The organism is Nocardia alni (assembly GCF_019038435.1).
GTDB lineage: Bacteria > Actinomycetota > Actinomycetes > Mycobacteriales > Mycobacteriaceae > Nocardia > Nocardia alni.
Genome location: NZ_JAGPOX010000044.1, coordinates 1 through 19,585, shown reverse-complemented (window position 1 = coordinate 19,585; position 19,585 = coordinate 1). Strand labels below are relative to the sequence as shown.

The window sequence follows — 19,585 nt, the reverse complement described above, 5'->3', positions numbered from 1 at the left end:
GGCGAGTGCCGTGCGGTACCGGCGGATTCGTCTCGCAGCGGAGTCAATTCGGCGTGATGACTATGCGCTGGTCGTTGTCGGCATCCTTCCATGCGGTCTCCACGTCGCGCAGAGGAACCGGCCGTGCGTCGACGGTGAAAGTGCCCCTGGCGATTTCGGCGGCCAGGGCAGGGAGTTCGGCGAGGATATCGCGGGTGGGCACCGATCCCTGCCCACTGCCGACGATCTGCAAACGTGCGGCACGCAGTGCGGCCGAAGGGATTTCGGCCTCGGGTCCGGACATGGATCCGATCTCGATCCAGGACAGCGGCTTTCCCCGATCGCTGCGCTGCGTGACGATCGCGCGCATCGCGGCGGCGGTCATTGCGCCCCAGAGATAGTCGATGACGACGTCCACATCGGCCGCCGCCTGTCCGAGCCGGTCAGCGGCCTCCTCGGGCGATCCGCTCAGCGACACGGTCTCATCGGCGCCGAAACCGGTCAGGGTGGCGAGCTTGCCAGGATTGCGCCCGGCGGCCACGACCCGGCCCGCGCCGAGATGCTTGGCGACCTGGATCGCGAGCTTGCCCGAACTCCCGGTCGCGCCGAGGATCAGCACGCTCTGGCCCGGAGCGAACGAAATCCGTTGCCGCAGTGCGATCCACGACGACATGGCCGGATTCATACCCGCGGCGACCGCGACCGGATCGCTGTCCGGCGGCAGCACGATGCTGCGGCGCAGGTCGATGACGGCCTGTTCGGCCATCGCGCCGACGGCGGTATCGAACAGGACGAAGTAGCGCAGTTTCCCGTCCCGGGTGCGGCCGACGCCGTCGACCCCGGGGATCAGCGGCAGCTCATCGGTGCTGGTGTAGTGCGAGCCGCTGGCCTGGGAGCGCACTCGGGGGTGCAGCCCCGAGGCCAGCACGTCGACGAGCACCTCGTCAGAGCCGGTGGGAGTGGGTGCGGGGAACTCTCGGTAGCTGGGCGGCGCATCGAACGCCGTGACGACAGCTGCATACATGAAGGACCTCCGGCTGGTTGGCAATTAGGTGGTATTACCACCTAATTTAGATGGCAATACCACCTAATGCAAGGTAGGCTACATCTCATGTCCGAACATGACGCGCTGTCCACAGAGGTCATGGACGCCCTGGTCCAGGCCTCGTTCACGGTGATGGCCGCGCTGAGTCAGGTCGCCGCCGCCCACGAGATGTCCCTCACCCAACTGCGCGTCCTGGCCATCCTGCGCGACCACGAACCCAAGATCGCGGAACTGGCCGCCCACCTCGGCCAGGACCGTTCCTCGGTGAGCGGCCTCGTCGACCGCTCCGTCCGCCGCGGTCTGATCCGCCGCACCCGTAGCACCGAAGACGCCCGTGCCGTCCAGGTCACCCTCACCGCCCAGGGCCAGTCCCTGGCGGCCGAAATCACCGCCCAAATAGCCGACCTCGTCGTCCCTTTGATTCAGCGCCTCAACGCCACCGAACAGAAGCGCCTCTCAGCCTTGCTGGGGCGCCTGCTCGATGAACAGATCGGGCAGGTTGCCGCAGGCTGAGTGACGTCGGTATGGAATGCACTTCTGGCGGAATACTCCAATTGATGTGTTCCATAATGGGGCGGTCCAGAATGACTCGATGCGGAATGGAATACCCTCTGGTAGGCAATAAGACTCACCGATTGAGCGGCGCGCCAAAATGGGTGAAATAAATTTGTCTCGCCGAGTCCGATTCGCGTAGTTTGTTCGACTGTGGCTGAATATCGGACCAGTCCCGATCCGCAGAAAATCCTTCACATGCTCGGCTACGTCGATGGGGTGGATACGGACCGGGAAGATCTGGTTCCTGTGGTGGAGCGCCTTGGACCGCGAGCTATGGAGGGCATGATGGCGATGGAAGGCAAGCTCGTTGTCGAGTCTGAGGCGCGGGGGGAGGTTCGTGGGGAGATCAAGGGACGTGCCGATGCTTTGCTCGAGATACTTGCAGGGCGTTTCGGATCGCTGTCCGACCGGATTCTGGAGGCTGTCCGGTCTGCCGACGCGGCGCAGTTGCAGAAGTGGACGAGTCGGGTGTTGTCGGCAAGGACGCCCGACGAAGTCGTTGGCCTTTAACTGATAGACCGCGTGGACGGTTGCTGTCGATAGGCCGGTGGACGACCCTTGGGTGGGTCGTCTACCGGCCTATCGACTATGGGGAGTGAGAATTATCCGAGTGAGCCTGGCGCGCAGGCGTAATGCCGCTTGCCGGAACGGATGGTGGTGGTGCGCTACTTGGTAGTGGTGAGTTCCAGCTTGACTGGGGTTTCGATGCCGAGGTCGTGTTTGCCCGGTTCTGCCCACTTCGCAACATCGTCACGGAATTCAGGCACCCACTCGTCATCGTCATAATTATGTACTCGCCCTGATGCGATAGCGAGGTCTGGGCCGGTGATTCGTATAGCGAGATTGCGATCGTCAAGGGCCTCGATCGTCAGTTGCGTTGGGGAGTCCGAGGTGATGGACACGTAATGACTGGTCACCGTGCCGCTGCTGCCGTCGGCGAAGGTGATGATCAGATCGGCGTCTTTGCCGTTTCCCGCGTAGACGATCTCGCGAATCGGCTTCTTATCGATCGGAAGGGATTTCCAATGGTTGTCGGTCATAGTCAGCATGCTCCCATGTCGATCTCGCCTTGCGGGCGCTGATCGCAACCGACTTTCCTCTGATTTTCCGGCCTTCCATTTAATGTATTCCAATTCGATTGTGTATACCGAATCCCGCGATTCGCGGACTGTGGCAGTAAGTCGGCATACGTGACGGCGAGGTCGGGCCGAGTCGCTGACACTTCGACGCGGCGGCGACGTGAGCTGTGCTATGTGCCTAGCCGCCGTCGATACGGAGTGTGTACCGTCGATCGTGTGTGCTTTACGGTGCATAGCCGCATACCCATGAGTGCCGGCGGGTAGGTGGTTCACTCCGGAGGAGGAGCACGACTGTGCAAACGGTGCACGAACCGATCTTCACCTCGGTGGACGAGGTGATCGAGCGGCTGGCCACGACCGGGTACCTGGCCGACAAGGCTACCGCTACGTCGGTATTCCTGGCAGACCGGCTGGGTAAGCCGTTGTTGATCGAGGGGCCGGCCGGTGTCGGCAAGACGGAGCTGGCGCGGGCCGTCGCGCAGGTCGCGGGGGCCGAGCTGGTGCGGTTGCAGTGTTATGAGGGGATCGATGAGGCGCGGGCGCTGTACGAGTGGAATCACGCCAAGCAGATCCTGCGGATCCAGGCGTCCAGCGAGAACAGCTGGGCGGATACGAAATCCGATGTGTTCAGCGAGGAGTTCCTGCTCTCGCGCCCGCTGCTGACCGCGATCCGGCGCAGCGATCCGACGGTGCTGTTGATCGACGAGGCCGATAAGGCCGATGTCGAGATCGAGGGCCTGATGCTGGAGGTGCTCAGCGATTTCGCGGTCACCGTCCCGGAGTTGGGCACCATCGCCGCGACCCGGTTGCCGTTCGTGGTGCTCACCTCCAACGCCACCCGCGAGCTGTCCGAGGCGCTCAAGCGCCGCTGCCTCTACCTGTACATCGACTTCCCGGGCGAGGAACTCGAGCGCCGGATCCTAGCCAGCCGGGTGCCCGAACTGCAGCCCGCCGTCGCGGCGCAGCTGGTGCGGATCGTGCACGTGCTGCGCGGTATGCAGCTCAAGAAGCTGCCCTCGGTCGCCGAGTCCATCGACTGGGGTCGCACGCTGCTGGCCCTCGGCCTGAAGGACCTCGACGACACCTCCGTGCGCGCAACCCTCGGTGTCGTCCTCAAACACCAGAGCGACCACCAGCGCGCGCTGTCCGAGCTGAAGCTGGCCTGATGTTCGGCAGCAAGGCTCGCCCGGCGCCATCCCCGGCCGACCCGCCGGAGCACGCGCCGCACGGCTTGTCCGGGCACCTGGTCGGGTTCGTGGAAGCCTTGCGCGCCAAGGGAATTCCCGTCGGCCCCTCGGAAACCGTTGACGCGGGTCAGGTTCTGACGGTGCTGGACCTGATGGACCGCGAGATGCTCCGCGAGGGCCTGGCGTGCGCGCTGGTGCGCCGTCCTACCCAGCGAGCCACCTTCAACGGCCTGTTCGACCTGTGGTTTCCGCCCGCCCTCGGCCAACGCAGCGGGGCCGTCGACGTCGAGATCCCCCGCAGACCCGACGGCGAGATCGACATCCTCGAACTGCGAAAGATGCTGGCCGAGTTGCTCGCCGCCGATCCCTCGCCCGACACCGCGCGGCAGCTCCGGGAACTGGCCGCGCAGATGGTCGAGCAGATGGGGCAGTACCAGTCGGCCAACGGTCCGTCGTTCTCCGCCTACCAGACTCTCCGGGACGTCCAGCCGGAACTGCTGATCAGCAAGCTCCTCGCGGGGTTGGCCGCGGGAATGGACGATTCGGACTTCGGTTCCGAAATCGCCCGCCGCTCGGCCCGTTCGCGGGTCAAACAGTTCCGCGGCACGGTCGAGGCCGAGACTCGTCGTCGCGTCGCCGAGCGCATCGGCCGCGACCGCGTCTCGTCCTATGGCGTACAACGCCAGGCCGAAGACGCCGACTTCCTGCGTATCTCCGAGAACGAACTGGCCGAACTGCGCCGCAGCAGTCAGCGTCTGGCGCGCGTGCTCGCGTCCCGCTTGGCCGCACGCCGCCGCCGCTCCCGGCGCGGTGAGATCGATCTGCGCAGAACTCTGCGTCGTTCGATGTCGACCGGTGGCGTGCCGATCAACCTGGTCACCCGCAAGCCACGCCCCGGCCGCCCGGATCTGGTACTGCTGTGCGATATCTCCGGCTCCGTCGCCGGATTCTCCAGCTTCACCATGCTGCTGGTGAACGCGCTGCGCGAACAGTTCTCCCGGGTGCGGATATTCGCGTTCGTGGACCGCGCCGACGAGGTCACCCACCTGTTCGACCAGGTCACCCCGCTGGACCAGGTCACTCGGCGCATCTTCGCCGAGTCGAAGGTGGTCGGCATCGAAGGCCACTCCGACTACGGTTCGGCCCTGGACGGATTCGCCGAAGGCTGGCCCGACGCGGTCACCAGCCGTACCTCGCTGCTGATCCTGGGCGACGCCCGCACCAACTACCGCGATCCCGCCCTGGATACGCTGCTGCGACTGGTCGACACCGCCAAGCACGCCTACTGGCTCAATCCGGAGGCGGAAAAGCTCTGGGGGACCGGCGATTCCGCGGCAAACCGGTACGCCGAGATCATCGAGATGTACGAATGCCGTTCGGCCAGGCAGCTGACGGCCGTCGTCGGGCGCCTGCTACCCGTGTGATCATTAGATTTCCTTAAGCGCCCCACAGGGACTGGCCGCGATCCTGCACATATGGATACGGCGGAGATCCGGCACGCACTCAGCGATGCCCGTACGAAACCCGAGGGGCAGGGGCGTACCCGATACCTGGAGACCCTGGCCGCTGCCGCGCGCGACGGCGGGGATCGCCTCCTCGAGGCCGAGGTGCTCCTCGACCTGGTGCAGGCGTACAGCCATGCGGGAGAACGGGATCTGACGCCCGACGCCTTCACGCGACTGCTGTGCGTTCACGACGGGCATCCGTCGGAACTGACTACGCTGTCGCAGTCGGTGCTCTGGTACCTGAAGTGGTGGGCACACGATCTCATCGACAATCCGTCGATGCCCCTGGATACCGTCCGGTACTGGCTCGACGAGCTCGAACAGCGCTACCGAGCAGCGGGATACAGCCTGCGCCCGGTGCTGAAACTGCGGTCGACCCTGGCCCGCGAACTGGGCGATTACGAGTCCGCCGCGCACCTGCGCGACCAGGCTCTGGCCGCGCCGCGGGACCATATGACCGACTGTGAGGCCTGCGAATGCGGTTGGGCGGGAGCGCTGTCCAAGGCGATGGGCGACGACCATGATGCCCTACGCCGCTGGGCCCCGGTCCTGGAGGGCAGGCGAGGCTGCGCCGAGGAACCGCACCGAATCCGTGCCCACGCGCTGCTACCGCTGATCCGTACCGGCAGCCTCGACACCGCCCGTGCCGCACATCTGACCGGCTATCCCCTGCTCCGTAACAGGCCCGGACTGCGCTACGCGATCGCCGAACACATCGAATTCTGCGCACTGACCGGTAACGAGGCCCGCGGCCTCGACATTCTGACCGAGCACGCGCAGTGGCTCACCGAGGTGGGCGCCGATGCCAATATTCGGCTCGAATTCGCCACGGGTGTAAGCGTATTGCTGCAACGCCTGGTGGATCTCGGATATGCCAATCTGCCGGTCGGCCCGGACGCGGCGACCTGCGCCTCGGCACTGAACATGCTCACCGCGGAGATCGGCACACTGTGCGCTCGCTACGACGAGCGCAACGGCACGGATACGGTGAGCGTCGCCGTCCGGGCACGATTGGCGCAGAAGCCGCTGGCCGACCATCTGCCGCTGGGCATCCGAAGTACGGGCAGGTTGCGCTCCCTGGCCTTGGTCCACGACGCCGGCGCCGCGTCACATTCCGATGTTCTCGTGGTGGGGCGCGCCGGTCCTGTTCCCGGAGCGAGCGTTCGCGCGACGCTACGCACGGTCGCCGATCCGGACCGGCACGCCGAGGCCGAGCAGTTGGCGCAGGCCGCCGCCGTGCTGATGGCGGGAGATCCCGGCGGCGCCGAGGCGACGCTCCGGCGCGCCCTGCATGCCGGAGACGGGGTTCTGCATCCGGAACAGCTCGCCCGTCTGAGTTCGCTTCTGGTTACCGCGATCTCGGGCCAGTCCGGCAGGGAAGAGGCACTGGCCGATGCGGCACTGACCGCGGCCTGGCACTGGGAGCCGTGGTCACCGGTCGACGCACTGCACCATATCGTCGTCGCGGCGCGCGCCTACCACCGTGCCGGCCGACACGGTGAGGCGGTCGCCCTGCTCGAGCAGCCGCTGTCGCTCGACCACCCTTCGCTCAGCGAGCGATCCTTGCCGTTGTCGCCCAGCGGACATCGCGAGCCGATCGGGGAGCCGGCGCCGAATTCCCGTCCGCTGGCACTCGTTCGGTCAGCCTCTCCGGCGGAGGTCTTGACCGCCGGCGGTCTTCCGTATCCGGTCGTCGAGATAGCCCTGATTCGCCGGCAATTCGGCGACTCTCTGAACGCATTGAACCGATATGGCGATGCCGCAGCGCAATTCACCGAGGGCGCCCGGCTGATCCACGCCGATCCCCGGCATCGTGACCTGCACGCCGAGCTGGTGTTCGCGTCCGCGGCGGCACTGTCGGTCTGCGGACGCGATACCGAGGCGCTGGAGGCCTACCTGTGCGCCGCGGACCTGTTCGCCGAACTGGACCGGGTCGCCTCCCACGCCCGGTGCCTGCGGTCGGCGGCCTGGTTGAAGTTCTGGGGTGATGAATCGGGGGCCGTAATGGGTATGGGCATCATGTGGACCCTGCTCGCGGATCTGGAACGCCTGGCCGAGAACGCACCCTCACCCGAGGTGCGTGGCGAACTGCTGAACACCCGTCGCCAGCTCGAGACGATGCGGGACGAGGCGAACGCCAAATGATTCGCGTCACCGGCTTCCTGCTCGTCGTCACGGCGATCGTGGCCGTTCTGTGGACCGGTTCCGGCTCACCCACCTGCGTTGCCGCGCAGTCTCCCCGCCACCACCACTCGTCCGTGGTCCGGGTCGAGCGCTGCGTGGAGGGGGGCCTGCGCGCCCTGACACATCGTTGAACGGCCGCGGTCCTCGGTAGCTGGAACACTGCCCAGTAAGCTCGGCCCGTGCGAGAAACAGGCCGGCGCAAATTGGGCGTGATGGGCGGAACGTTCGATCCGATCCATCATGGGCACCTGGTTGCCGCCAGCGAGGTCGCGCACCGGTTCGACCTGGACGAGGTGATCTTCGTCCCGACCGGTGAGCCCTGGCAGAAGTCGGCTAAACGGGTCAGTCCCGCCGAGGACCGCTACCTGATGACGGTGATCGCCACCGCCTCCAATCCGCGATTCTCGGTCAGCCGTGCCGATGTCGATCGCGGCAAGGTCACCTACACTGTCGACACCCTGCGTGACCTGCAGAACCAGCATCCGGACGCGGAACTCTACTTCATCACCGGTGCGGACGCGCTCTCCAACATCCTCACGTGGCAGGATTGGACGGAACTGTTCGAACTGGCGAGGTTCGTCGGCGTGAGCCGTCCGGGGTACGAATTGAATATCGATCAGCTGGAAAAACATCTGCAGGGCAGTCCGGCCGACGCGGTGACCGTCATCGAGATCCCCGCCTTGGCGATTTCCTCGAGCGAATGCCGCCGCCGCGCCGCCGAGGGCAGGCCGGTGTGGTATCTGGTTCCGGACGGTGTCGTGCAGTACATATCGAAACGGCACCTGTATGTGCCGGGAGGGAACGGGAAGGTAGGCATATGACAGCATCTGCCGAGGCGGTGCAGATGGCGCAAATCGCCGCGCGCGCGGCCGACGAGAAATTGGCCTCCGACGTGGTCGTGCTGGACGTGTCCGAACAGTTGGTCATCACCGACTGCTTCGTGATCGCGTCCGCGCCCAACGAGCGGCAGGTCAACGCCATTGTCGACAGCGTCGAGGAGAAGCTGCGGCTGGCCGGGCACAAGCCGGTGCGGCGCGAGGGCACCCGCGAGGGCCGCTGGGTGCTGCTCGACTACATCGAGGTGGTCGTGCACATCCAGCACAGCGACGAACGCGATTTCTATGGGCTGGAACGGCTTTGGAAGGATTGCCCGCAGGTCCCCGTGGACGGTGTCGGGGCGAATCGGGCGGTCGACGGATCGTCCGAATGACAGGCGGCAGAGACGGATACGGATTCGATGAGTAAGCACGCCGCCGTGCGGCGGCTGATCCTGTTGCGGCACGGTCAGACCGAATGGAACGCCACCGACCGTATGCAGGGGCAGTACGACACCGAGCTCAGCGAGCTCGGCCGTCGGCAGGCCAAGGCCGCCGGGCAGCTGGCCACCCCCGACGCGATCGCCCTGATCTCCTCGGATCTGCGACGCGCCTACGACACTGCCACGGCGCTGGCCGAACACAGCGGTCTGGAGCTGGTGGCCGATTCCCGGCTGCGCGAGACTCTGCTCGGCGAGTGGCAGGGCATGACCCATATCGAGGTGGACGCGCGCTACCCGGGGTCGCGTCAGCGGTGGCGGTTGGACGCGACGTTCGCCCCGCCGGGTGGTGAGAGCAAGCTCCAGGTCGGCGCGCGGGCGCTTCCGGTGGTGCACGAGTTGTTCGCCGAGCGCGAGGACTGGCCCGGCCGTACCATCATCCTGGTCGCGCACGGTGGCTTGATCGCCGCTCTGACCGCCGCGTTGCTCGAATTGCCCCCCGCGAACTGGCCGGTCCTGGGCGGACTGGCGAATACCAGCTGGGTGCAGCTGAGCAGCCACGGTCCGAGCATCGAGCAGCCCGGGTGGCGGCTTGACGTGTGGAACGCGGCGGCGAAGGTAGCACCTGATGTCCTCTGAGAAGTCCTCCTCGCCCGACCGGGATGAACCGGGTCGGCAGGTTTCGGATGAATTGCTTCGCAAGGCGTCCGGAGGGCCGGTTCGGCACCTCCCGGACGCGTTGTTCGGTGGCCCGGCGCCGGTCGAGCCCGTGGCCGGCGGCGATGTGCCGCGGCCGGAAGGCGCCGGGGCCGGGCATGGCGCCCCCGAGGCGGGCGGCGCGATCACCGATGAGCTGATGCGCAAGGCGTCCGGGGGGCCGGTGCGGCATCTTCCGGATCTGCTGTTCGGTGGGTCTTCGCCGGAACCGGCTGTGCTAGAGCAGGATTCGGTCGCCGAGGGCGCCGGTCGAAACAGTGGGGGCCGGGAGACCGAGGGAGATACGGGGCCGCCCGGGCTCTCGGGAACTTCCGATACCGGTTCGGCGAGTGACAGCTCGAATTCCGGGAACCTCATTGCGTCCGAGGCATCGGGCGTCACTTCGGCGGGCATCGACGCCGAGGATCACGATTCGCTCGCGCCGCCGAATGATGGTGTGGGCGAGCGGCAAACCATCGTCAGCACGAATGCCGATGCGGCGACTACCGATACCGGCGTCGCGACTGCGGTCGAGGTTCCGGTCCCGAGTGGACAGATCGGTGCTGTGCCCGCTGTAGCGCCGAATTCCGATGCTGAATCCGCCGGTGCGGGTGTGCCGTGTGATTCGGCGGAATCGACAGCTGCGGAATCGACAGCTATGGATGCGTCGGAATCCGGCGCGGGCCCGGATGGTCCGAGTGCCCTGCCGGAGGGCGACGCTGGGGCTGCCGATCATGACGCAGCTGTCGGATCGGCCGCGGCCGCTGCGCCGCACGGTGACGACAACCCGGACGCGGCAGGCGATTCCGCGCCGCGTCCGGTGCTGCTCGTCATCGCCGACTCGCTGGCCTATTTCGGCCCCAAGGGCGGGCTGCCCGCCGACGATCCGCGTATCTGGCCGAATCTGGTTGCGGCGGAGATGGACTGGGATGTCGAACTGATCGCGCGGATCGGCTGGACCTGCCGCGATGGATACTGGGCGCTGATCAACGATCCGCGGGTGTGGGCGGCCGTGCCGCGCGCGGGTGCGGTGGTGTTCGCCACGGGTGGTATGGATTCGCTGCCCTCGCCGCTGCCGACCGCGCTGCGGGAGATGATCCGCTACGTGCGGCCCCCGTCGCTGCGGCGGGTGGTGCGGGACGGTTACAACTGGGTGCAGCCGCACCTGTCGAAGCTGGGACGCCCGGTGGCGCTGCCGCCGCGGGTGAGCATCGATTATCTCGAACAGTCGCGGCACTCGCTGGCGCAGCTGCGTCCCGAACTGCCGTTCGTGGGCGTGCTGCCGTCGGTGCACGACTGCGAGGCATACGGCAAGGTGCACAGCGGCCGTGCGCCCGCGGTGCGGGCGCTGCACGAGTGGTCGGCGAAAACCGCTGTGCCGCTGGTTGATCTGGGCGAAGCCGTGCGAGACAACATCTTTTCGGGCGAGTCGAATCCAGATGGCATCCACTGGGGTTGGGAGGGGCACACAGCCGTCGCCCGCGCGATGGTGAAGGTGCTTCAGGAGGTCGGTTCCTGAGATGCCGAGCCGGATCTCGGGGGGTATCTGACCCCATGCCCGTCGTGGTGGTCACCGATTCCTCCGCGAGCCTGCCCGGCGACCTGGTTACCGATCTGGGCATTCTCGTGGTGCCGCTGCATGTTCTGGTGGACGGTCGCGAGATTCGCGAGGGCGTGGACGAGTGCGCCATCGACTACGGCTCGGCCACGGTCACCACCTCCTCGGCTTCGCCGGGCGATCTGCGTGCCGCCTATGAGCGGGCGCTGGCGCTGTCCGGCGGGGACGGTGTTGTGGCTGTGCATATTTCGCGCCAGCTCTCCTCGACCTGGGAGGCGGGCCGCCAAGCGGTGCTCGATCTGGACACCGACCGGCTCCGGCTGGTGGATTCGCTGTCCGCCGGACTCGGCACGGGGATGGCGGTGCTGGCCGCCGCCCGCCCCGCACGCGCGGGTGCGCCGCTGGACGTGGTGTACGACGCGGCGGTGGCCGCCGCCGGGCGGGGCCGGGCCTTCATCATGGTCAACCGCACCGAACAGCTGCGCCGCGGCGGGCGGTTGAGCTCCGCCGCGGCCTTCTTCGGCACCGAACTGGTGACCAAACCGCTGCTGCACATCGTCGAGGGCCGCCTGGAACTGCGCGAGAAGGCTCGCACCCGCTCCAAGGCCTACGCGAAACTCGTTGCCGCGGCGGTGGATGCGGCAGGCGAGGGCGGCGCCACCGTCGCCGTACAGCATCTCGGGATCCCCGACGTCGCGGACACCATCACCGCCCAGCTGACCGAGCTGATTCCGGACATCCGCGAGGTGATCACCGCGGAATTCGGCCCGACGCTGGCCATCCACCTGGGCCAGGGCGCGGTGGGCGTCCTGGTCGTCCCGGGCGGCTGCGGCTGAAGTTATTGCAGGGCCAGATATTTGACCTCGAGGTATTCCTCGATGCCTTCGCTGCCCGCCTCCCGGCCCAGCCCGGATTGCTTGACACCGCCGAACGGCGCGGCGACGTCGGAGATGATGCCGCGATTGACTCCGACCATCCCCGACTCCAGTGCCTCGCCGACCCGCAGCGCCCGGTCCAGGTCGCGGGTGTAAATGTAGGCGGCCAAACCGAATTCGGTGTCGTTGGCGGCGGCGATGCCGGCGGCCTCGCCGTCGAATCCGGTGATCGCGGCGACCGGGCCGAACACCTCTTCCCGCAGGATGCTCGCGTCGGCGGGCACGTTCGCCAGGACGGTCGGCTCGAAGAACCAGCCGTCGCCCGGCACGGTGTTGCCGCCCGTGGTCACCTTCGCGCCCTTGGCCACCGCGTCGGCGACCAGCTCGGTCACCGTATTGCGCTGCTTCGCCGAAATCAGTGGTCCCACTTGCGAATCCGCCTCGTGCCCAGGCGCGACCCGGAGGGCGGCCATGCGTTCGGTGAGCCGGTCGGTGAACTCCGCGCGCACCGAGTTGTCGACGTGGAAGCGGTTGGCCGCGGTGCACGCCTCACCCATGTTGCGCATCTTGGCCGCCATCGCGCCGTCCACCGCCGCGTCCAGGTCGGCGTCGGCGAACACCACGAACGGTGCGTTGCCGCCGAGCTCCATCGAGGTGCGCAGCACCCGCTGCGCGGACCGGGCCAGCAGTTGCCTGCCGACCCCCGTGGAGCCGGTGAAGGTGACCTTGCGCAGCCGGTCGTCGTCGAACATCGGATCGGTCAGCTGCGCGGAGCGTGAGGTCGGCAGGATCGACAGCACCCCGTCGGGCAGTCCGGCCTCGGCGAACACCTGGCCCAGCAGCAGCATGGTCAACGGCGTCTCGCCCGCGGGCTTGACCACCATGGTGCATCCGGCCGCGAGCGCCGGGGCGATCTTGCGTGTGCCCATGGCCAGCGGGAAGTTCCACGGCGTGATCGCCAGCGTCGGCCCGACCGGCTGCTTGGTGACCAGGATTCGCCCGGTCCCGGACGGCGACTGTGTGTAGCGGCCGTTGATGCGCACGGCTTCTTCGGCGAACCAGCGCAGGAACTCGCCGCCGTAGGTGACCTCCCCCTGGGACTCCGCGAGCGGCTTACCCATCTCGAGGGTCATCAGCAGTGCGAAGTCGTCGCGCCGCGCCATGACCAATTCCCAAGCACGGCGCAGGATCTCGGCGCGCTCCCGGGCAGGTGTCGCCGCCCACGGGGACTGTGCGGCCACGGCGGCGTCCAGAGCCCGGGCGCCGTCGGCGGCATCGGCGTCGGCAATCCGGACCAGTACCTCGCCGGTAGCGGGGTTGGACACCGGGAAGGTTCGTCCACCCTCTGCGGGAACCTGTTTGCCGCCGATCCACAGCTCGGTCGGTATCCGGGCCAGCAGTTCGTCTGCCATTTGCATCTGATTCTCCTTGCTAGACAGTTGTTTTCGGATCGGCCGTCGGGGCGGCCTGTAGTATCGGCGTCGGTCGGCCTTCGGATGGATGGTCGACCGTTCCTGTGGTGATCGACCATTGCGGCGGTGATCAAGCTGAGCGGGTGGTGGCGGCTGGTCGTTCCGGAGTCGACTGGCGATGGCGATCGCCCATGCCGATGGCGTCGACTCAGGGGCCGAGCCATATCGGCTGTGATTCGTCCGGTCGGATCACCTGGAACGGTTGCCAGAGCGGTTCAGGCGGATCGAGGTATCGGTCGGTCGGTGAATCCAGCGGGGCCGTTGATCCGGGTCAGGGTGCGGATCGCGTCGGCGATCACGGACAGGCCGTCGAGCAGCAGGTCGTCGCCGATCACCAGCGGAGGCAGCAAGCGGATCACGTTGCCGAAGGTGCCGCAGGTCAGCACGATCACCCCGTGGGCGAGGGCAGCGGCGGCCACGGCCTTGGTCAGGGCGGGATCCGGCTCGGCGGCGCCCGGCCGCACCAGCTCGATCGCCAGCATCGCGCCGCGTCCGCGCACATCGCCGATCACGTCGGTCTCGGCGGCCAGCTCGCGCAGTACCGGGAGCGCCAGATTCTCGATCTCGCGCGCCCGGCCGATCAGATCCAGCTCCTTCATCTGCCCGATCGATGCCAGGGCCGCCGCGCAGGCGACCGGGTTGCCGCCGTAGGTGCCGCCAAGGCCGCCCGGATGCACCGCGTCCAGCAGTTCGGCCCGGCCGGTGACCGCGGCCAGCGGCATACCGCCCGCGATGCCCTTGGCCAGCGTGATCAGGTCGGGCACGACGCCCTCGTGCTCGCAGGCGAACCATGCGCCGGTGCGCGCGAATCCGGTCTGCACCTCGTCGGCGATGAAGACCACGCCGTTGGCCTTGGCCCATTCTGCCAGGGCGGCAAGGAATCCCGGTGCGGGCACGATGAATCCGCCCTCGCCCTGGATGGGTTCGATGATGATCGCGGCCAGTGCGTCCGCACCGATCTGGGTCTCGATGCGGGAGATCGCGCGGCGCGCGGCCTCGGCGCCGGTCAGACCGGCCTCGTCCCGGAACGGGTACGACATCGGCATGCGGTAGATCTCCGGCGCGAACGGGCCGAAGTTGCTCTTGTACGGCATGTTCTTGGCGGTCAATGCCATGGTCAGGTTGGTGCGGCCGTGGTAGGCGTGGTCGAACGCCACGACGGCGGTGCGGCCGGTGGCCAGCCGCGCGATCTTGATCGCGTTCTCCACCGCCTCGGCGCCGGAGTTGAACAGCACGCTGCGCTTGGCGTGATCGCCGGGCGTGAGCGCGGCCAGCTCCTCGGCGACCTGCACATAGCCCTCGTACGGGGTGACCATGAAACAGGTGTGCGTGAAGCGGGCGGCCTGCTCGGCGATCGCGGCGGCCACCGCCGGATTCGAGGCGCCGACGCCGGTGACCGCGATGCCGGAGCCCAGGTCGATCAGCGAATTGCCGTCCACATCCACGATCACTCCACCGTCGGCGTCCGCGGCGTAGACCGGCGCCGACGAGCCGACCCCCGCGGCCACGGACGCGGCACGGCGCTGTGCCAGCGCCGTGGAGCGCGGGCCCGGCAGGGTGGTGACCAGGCTGCGCCGCTGTGGCAACCGGTGGGTCCGGGTCGTGGTGTCGGTCATCGGTGCTCCTGAATGTCGTGGCATCTGCTGTCGAGTTTCGAGCCTCGTTGTCTGCGGGGGTAGGGACGTTCTGTACATTTTGGTGGTACCTAAAACGCCATTTAGGCACAATGTCGCTGGTATCTCGGCAGCGCCGAGGGTCAGGCGGGCGAATTGTCGTCACCGACCGGAACGTGTGAGTGGCCCGCAGGATCACGACGTGTCCGGTGTGTGGGCGGTCGTGGAAAGGATTCCGAATGCGGCGATCGCCCAGCGAGGGGAATGAGTCGAGTCGATCGACCCCGGCGATGCCTGTCCCGGTGCGCTGGCTGCTGGCCCAGCGCGATCTGGGCCTGGTGCTGCGTGGCGGCGATGGTCTGGACCGCGCGATCGGGTTGGCGCTGACCACCGAGCTGGCCGAACCCTATCCCTGGCTGTCCGGGCGTGAACTCGTACTGACCACCGGACTGGGCCTGCCCGCGAGCACCTCCGGTCGCGCCGACTATCTGCGCGGACTGGACGGTTGCGGTATCGCGGGGGTCGGTTTCGGCACCGGCTTGACCCACCCTCGAGTGCCCGCGGACCTCATCGCGGCCGCCGACGAGATCGGTCTGCCGCTGATCGAGGTGCCCCTGCGTACTCCGTTCGCGGCAGTCATCACCCGGGTGTCGGCCCGGCTGGCCGAACTGCAATACGACGCGGTGCTGCACGCGTCCCGGGCCCAGCCGAAGATGACGCGCGCGGTGCTCACCGGCGGCGCACCGGCCCTCGTCGCGGAGCTGTCCGTGTCGCTGCGGGCCACGGTGCTGCTGCTGGATCCGAGTGCACGCCTAGTGCATGCCCACCCCGCCGCGCCGCCGGAGGGTCTCGGCGACCGTATTGCCGAACTGCTTGCCGCCGAGGGTGATTCGATGGGATTCGCGGTGCAGCAGGGCGGCAGATCGATTGCGGCGCAGCGTATCGGCATCGGTCGTCGGTCACCCGGATATCTGGTGGTTCTCGGCGGCGGTCCGCTCGACCCCATCGCTCAGATTCTGCTCGGACATGCGAATTCCTTGCTGGCACTTGACTTCGAGAAGCCGCAGCGATTGCGGGCCGAGCAGCGGGCGTTGAATACGCGGGCACTCGAGCTGGCCCTGGATCCCGCCACCGACGCCGCCTTCGCCTCGGTGCATTTGGCCGACGCGACCGACGCGGACGGGCGAATCCGGGTACTGGTGGTGGACCGCGTTCCCGGGCCTGTTCTCTCGGAGGTCACGGGAGCGATTCGGGAATCGGTGCGGCGCGATGACTTTCCCTCGTTCATCCATGCCGCGGGCGGCAGAGTAACGGTCGTGGTCCCGGCCGCCGACTCGGCCGGCTTCGGTGAACGCATTGCGGCGGCGATTCCGACGGCCGCGCGCCGATCGGTCCGGATCGGAGTGAGCCGCGCGCATCGGGTGATCGAGTTCGCCCGCGCCGCGGACGGTGCCGCCAGCGCCGCCGCGGCGGCCGAACCAGGCGGGCGGCCAACGGAATTCACCGATATTGCCGGTCGTGCCCTGTTCGCCTCCGACGCCGGTCGGCAATTGCTGGACCTCCTCGCCGACAATCTGCTGGGTCCGCTGGCCGAGTCGGATCGGGACAGGCACACCGACCTGGTGCCGTCGCTGCGCGCCTATCTGGAGTCCAACGGCCACTGGGAATCCGCCGCGGCCGACCTCGGCGTGCATCGGCATACGCTGCGCAAGCGCATGACTCAGGTGCAAGAGTTGCTGGGCGTGGATCTCGGTGTGGCGCGGGTGCGTGCGGAACTGCTGCTCGCCCTGCTGGCTCGCACACCGTAACCTGCCTCGGCGCATGATGATTCGGAGTTCATGCGGTGTCGGTGTGCTCGAGTTCGGTGAGCAGTTCGGACAGTGCGGGAACCGCGGCCCGCAGCGCCCGCCGGTGCTGCGGGCGTAGGGCGCGGATGGCCTGATCCAGTGTGGCCGAGCTGGTCCGGTCGTAACGTGCCACCAGATCCGCGGCCCGGTCGGTGGGCGTCAGGTGCGCGGTGCGCAGATCCACTTCCGACGCGGTGCGGTGGATCAGGCCGGCGGTGGTCATGGCGCGCACCAGATTGCTGACCGTGGATTGGGCCACGCGCAGCCGCTCGGCGACCTCGCGCGGGGTGCCAGAGCCCATGGCGATCAGCTCCCGCAGCATCGCGATCTGCGCCTCCGGCAAGTCGGGAAGGCCTGCGGCGCCGCGTGTTCGGCGCAGGACGGCGCGGCGCAGCGGGCCGAGGACGGCGTTGAGCTGTCGGGCGGTCTCTAGATCACCGGGTTGCACCTCCGCATTGTCGCAAATCGGACTGGGGGCAATGTAATTTTGTATCAAAATTAGTTTGTAAGCAAAGTGCTATGGGCGAATTCTCGGTCCTGCGCTCATGGGCACGGCGCCGGCGTGGTCGTGGTGATGGCGGTGGGGCGCGATAGCACAGGAGTCCGACATCGGCGGGGGCGGACGAGGAGTTGTCCACAGCGAAAACCCTTGTCCACAGGGCGGATATTCGACCAGGTCACGAGCATCCCGTGCGGGTGGGCGCTCGTACGGTGGCTCGCATGGGGCGCGATGACGAGCGGATGCGAGTGCGGGAGCGGCTGGGGGCGCTGGAGGGGAGGCCCCACGGCCGTCGAGCGGTGCGTGGGGGCCGATGGGATCACGATGAGATCCTGACCTCGGAGGGTTCCGAGCGTGACGATGATCGATTCGCTGCGACCGGGCGGGATGATGGCGGAGGCAACCGGGTTCAGCGAGACGGTGCCGCGGGGGACCGGTTCGGTCGCGAACGTGCGGAACGTGACGGGGGAGACGACGACAGCGACGAGTATGGCGCCTTCGAGCGCGATGATCCCGCACACGATGACGGCGATCCTGATGACGTTGCGGCTGTGCGGTTCACCGGGAGGCCGGTGGGCTGGGGTGCCGGGCTCGACCGGGATGACGATGTACGGGAGGGCGCACAGTGCGATGAGGGCGCCCTCGACCCGCTGGAGCGGGAGCGGGTACAACGGCGGGCGGGTAGGCGCATCGAATTCGCGCGTAGCGGGCACGCCGAGAACGAAGACCAGGGGTGGGAGGACCGCGCGTGTGAGAGGCCCGGTCCGGCGGCGTCGGGATGGGATGAGGATGCCGAGCACGACCGGTTCGACCGCGACGATGCCGGATATGCCGGTCGATCCGTGAAGCTCGGGCTGGCGCCGGAGGGCTGGGACGATGGGGTCGTGCATCCGCGTACGCCGCACTGGCTCAGCGAGCCGGTGGGGAGCATGTCCGTGTGGCACGAACGCCTTGTGCCCGAACGGTTCCGGGGGGTCCGGTGGAATCCGGGGTGGCGGGGCGTGCTGGTGCTGGCCGGCGTGGGGATGGCGGCGGTCGCGGTCGCGGCGGCCGTGGCACAGCGGGAAAGGCCGGTCGCGCAGCCGGTTCCGCCGTTGCCCGCGGTGCGCACCTCGGACGCGGCCGAGCCGAGTGGTGGTTCGGAGCCGAGTACCGCCGCGCCCACGCCCGCCGCACCGGTGGATCTGGTGGTCAGCGTGGTCGGGCTGGTGGAGCATGCGGGCCTGCTGCATCTGCCGCCCGGCTCCCGGGTCGCCGATGCCGTGACGATCGCCGTCGCCAGGGCCGGCGCGGATCTGGCCCGGCTCAACCTCGCGCAGCGCCTGTTCGACGGCGACCAGATCATCGTCGGCGCGCTGGGCCCCGGCGCCCGGTCGGCGCAGCTGGGCAGCGCCATCATCGCCGGTGGCGAGCGGCCGGGCGGATCGCCTCGGCCGTCCGGCGCCGCTGCATCCGGCCCGGCCGCCAAGGTCGACCTGAACACCGCCACCGAATCCGAACTTGACGCGCTGCCGGGTGTCGGCCCCGCCACCGCCCGGGCCATCGTCGCCTGGCGCACCGAGCACGGCCGCTTCGCGAGTATCGACCAACTCGCCGAAGTCCCAGGTCTGGGTCGCTCCCGCCTGGCCCGCTTGCGTGAGCTGGTGACGATATGAACCGGTTCGGGGGTGCATGGTCGCCACGCATGTATTGCCCTGCGTTGCAAGGAATATACGTGTGCTGGCGGAAGGGTGGTGCCGCGTGTCGTCGTTGGGCACTGATGTCCGGGAGGCGTGCGGATCCATCAAGCTGTTGCTGGTACACCGAGCGGCCTCGTGACCGGATTATTGTGCGCCGCAGAGTGTTGCAGAGGCGCTGTGCGTGTCGGGAGATCGTGAGAGATCGCCGGATCGTCTGCGTTCGGCGACGAGCGGATCTGTCGCATGGGGGTGGAGTGTCTGTGTCGTCCCGCGCGCGGGACGCCGACGGAGTACCTCGTGTGCGAGCAGCGGCGGAGCGTTCGCGGCAAGAACAGCGCGGTGTATCGGGGCCCCTCGGCAGTTCGGTCTGGTCGAGCCCGACGTGCGTGCCGACACGCCGCGGCGTTGAGGCCGGACCGTGAGCAGGCGAGAGGAAGTGCCGGCCGGACGCGACAGGCCTGATCGGGAACCGGGGGAGCGGGAACCGATTGCGGCGCCACAGGTTCTCGATGCGCGACTGGCGCCTTCAGCGGTGACCTGTTGGGGCGCAGCGATTG

General features: G+C 67.9%; 18 protein-coding genes. 13 read left to right on the top strand and 5 right to left on the bottom strand.

All coding sequences use genetic code 11. From position 1 onward, the window contains the following. Positions 1-43: 43 nt before the first annotated feature. Positions 44-1,003: a quinone oxidoreductase family protein gene (locus tag JZ791_RS18505; protein WP_216896392.1), complete on the bottom strand. Its 960-nt coding sequence runs from the start codon at positions 1,001-1,003 to the stop codon at positions 44-46. 87 nt (positions 1,004-1,090) lie between these two features. Here JZ791_RS18505 and JZ791_RS18500 point away from each other — a divergent pair, with 87 nt between their 5' ends. Further along, positions 1,091-1,537, top strand: a complete 447-nt coding sequence (locus JZ791_RS18500; RefSeq protein ID WP_254205915.1) for a MarR family winged helix-turn-helix transcriptional regulator — start codon at positions 1,091-1,093, stop codon at positions 1,535-1,537. Positions 1,538-1,729: 192 nt separating this feature from the next. Further along, the gene (locus JZ791_RS18495) at positions 1,730-2,089 is read left to right on the top strand and encodes a hypothetical protein (RefSeq protein WP_216896391.1); all 360 of its coding nucleotides are present in this window, start codon (positions 1,730-1,732) and stop codon (positions 2,087-2,089) included. Positions 2,090-2,244: 155 nt separating this feature from the next. Here the strand turns inward: JZ791_RS18495 and JZ791_RS18490 are convergent, their stop codons facing one another. Beyond that, a complete protein-coding gene (locus JZ791_RS18490) occupies positions 2,245-2,619 on the bottom strand; it encodes a hypothetical protein (RefSeq protein ID WP_216896390.1) in 375 nt (124 codons plus the stop codon). Between the two features lie 332 nt (positions 2,620-2,951). Here JZ791_RS18490 and JZ791_RS18485 point away from each other — a divergent pair, with 332 nt between their 5' ends. The 9 genes from JZ791_RS18485 to JZ791_RS18445 all read left to right on the top strand — a co-directional run bounded on the left by JZ791_RS18485 (position 2,952) and on the right by JZ791_RS18445 (position 11,879). Next, the gene (locus tag JZ791_RS18485; RefSeq protein WP_216896389.1) at positions 2,952-3,824 is read left to right on the top strand and encodes an AAA family ATPase; all 873 of its coding nucleotides are present in this window, start codon (positions 2,952-2,954) and stop codon (positions 3,822-3,824) included. After that, entirely contained in the window at positions 3,824-5,269 is a 1,446-nt protein-coding gene (locus JZ791_RS18480) for a vWA domain-containing protein (protein WP_216896388.1), read from the top strand. The genes JZ791_RS18485 and JZ791_RS18480 overlap by 1 nt, the downstream gene beginning before the upstream one ends. Positions 5,270-5,320: 51 nt before the next feature. Then, positions 5,321-7,495, top strand: a complete 2,175-nt coding sequence (locus tag JZ791_RS18475; RefSeq protein WP_216896387.1) for a hypothetical protein — start codon at positions 5,321-5,323, stop codon at positions 7,493-7,495. Further along, positions 7,492-7,665, top strand: a complete 174-nt coding sequence (locus tag JZ791_RS18470) for a hypothetical protein (RefSeq protein WP_216896386.1) — start codon at positions 7,492-7,494, stop codon at positions 7,663-7,665. Before JZ791_RS18475 ends, JZ791_RS18470 begins: the two co-directional genes overlap by 4 nt. Before the next feature lie 48 nt (positions 7,666-7,713). After that, entirely contained in the window at positions 7,714-8,355 is a 642-nt protein-coding gene (gene nadD, locus JZ791_RS18465; RefSeq protein WP_216896385.1) for a nicotinate-nucleotide adenylyltransferase, read from the top strand. After that, on the top strand, positions 8,352-8,744 hold the full coding sequence (gene rsfS / locus JZ791_RS18460; RefSeq protein ID WP_216896384.1) for a ribosome silencing factor: 393 nt from the start codon (positions 8,352-8,354) through the stop codon (positions 8,742-8,744). The genes nadD and rsfS overlap by 4 nt, the downstream gene beginning before the upstream one ends. A gap of 27 nt (positions 8,745-8,771) precedes the next feature. Further along, the gene (locus JZ791_RS18455; protein WP_216896383.1) at positions 8,772-9,428 is read left to right on the top strand and encodes a histidine phosphatase family protein; all 657 of its coding nucleotides are present in this window, start codon (positions 8,772-8,774) and stop codon (positions 9,426-9,428) included. Between the two features lie 877 nt (positions 9,429-10,305). Beyond that, complete coding sequence (gene octT, locus JZ791_RS46545) at positions 10,306-11,004, top strand: diglucosylglycerate octanoyltransferase (protein WP_216896431.1); 699 nt, start codon at positions 10,306-10,308, stop codon at positions 11,002-11,004. 35 nt (positions 11,005-11,039) lie between these two features. Next, the gene (locus tag JZ791_RS18445) at positions 11,040-11,879 is read left to right on the top strand and encodes a DegV family protein (RefSeq protein WP_216896382.1); all 840 of its coding nucleotides are present in this window, start codon (positions 11,040-11,042) and stop codon (positions 11,877-11,879) included. Positions 11,880-11,881: 2 nt separating this feature from the next. Here the strand turns inward: JZ791_RS18445 and JZ791_RS18440 are convergent, their stop codons facing one another. Next, complete coding sequence (locus JZ791_RS18440) at positions 11,882-13,336, bottom strand: NAD-dependent succinate-semialdehyde dehydrogenase (RefSeq protein ID WP_438804535.1); 1,455 nt, start codon at positions 13,334-13,336, stop codon at positions 11,882-11,884. Between the two features lie 269 nt (positions 13,337-13,605). Then, on the bottom strand, positions 13,606-15,006 hold the full coding sequence (gene gabT / locus JZ791_RS18435; protein ID WP_216896381.1) for a 4-aminobutyrate--2-oxoglutarate transaminase: 1,401 nt from the start codon (positions 15,004-15,006) through the stop codon (positions 13,606-13,608). 287 nt (positions 15,007-15,293) lie between these two features. Between gabT and JZ791_RS18430 the strand changes: the two genes are divergently transcribed. Next, positions 15,294-16,811 carry a PucR family transcriptional regulator gene (locus JZ791_RS18430; RefSeq protein WP_216896380.1) on the top strand — a complete coding sequence of 506 codons (1,518 nt, stop codon included), beginning with the start codon at positions 15,294-15,296 and terminating at the stop codon, positions 16,809-16,811. Positions 16,812-16,839: 28 nt separating this feature from the next. Here the strand turns inward: JZ791_RS18430 and JZ791_RS18425 are convergent, their stop codons facing one another. After that, on the bottom strand, positions 16,840-17,298 hold the full coding sequence (locus JZ791_RS18425; RefSeq protein ID WP_216896379.1) for a MarR family winged helix-turn-helix transcriptional regulator: 459 nt from the start codon (positions 17,296-17,298) through the stop codon (positions 16,840-16,842). Positions 17,299-17,570: 272 nt separating this feature from the next. Between JZ791_RS18425 and JZ791_RS45125 the strand changes: the two genes are divergently transcribed. Continuing rightward, positions 17,571-19,004, top strand: coding sequence for a ComEA family DNA-binding protein (locus JZ791_RS45125; RefSeq protein ID WP_254205913.1), 1,434 nt, complete (start codon positions 17,571-17,573; stop codon positions 19,002-19,004). The last annotated feature ends 581 nt before the right edge of the window (positions 19,005-19,585 follow it).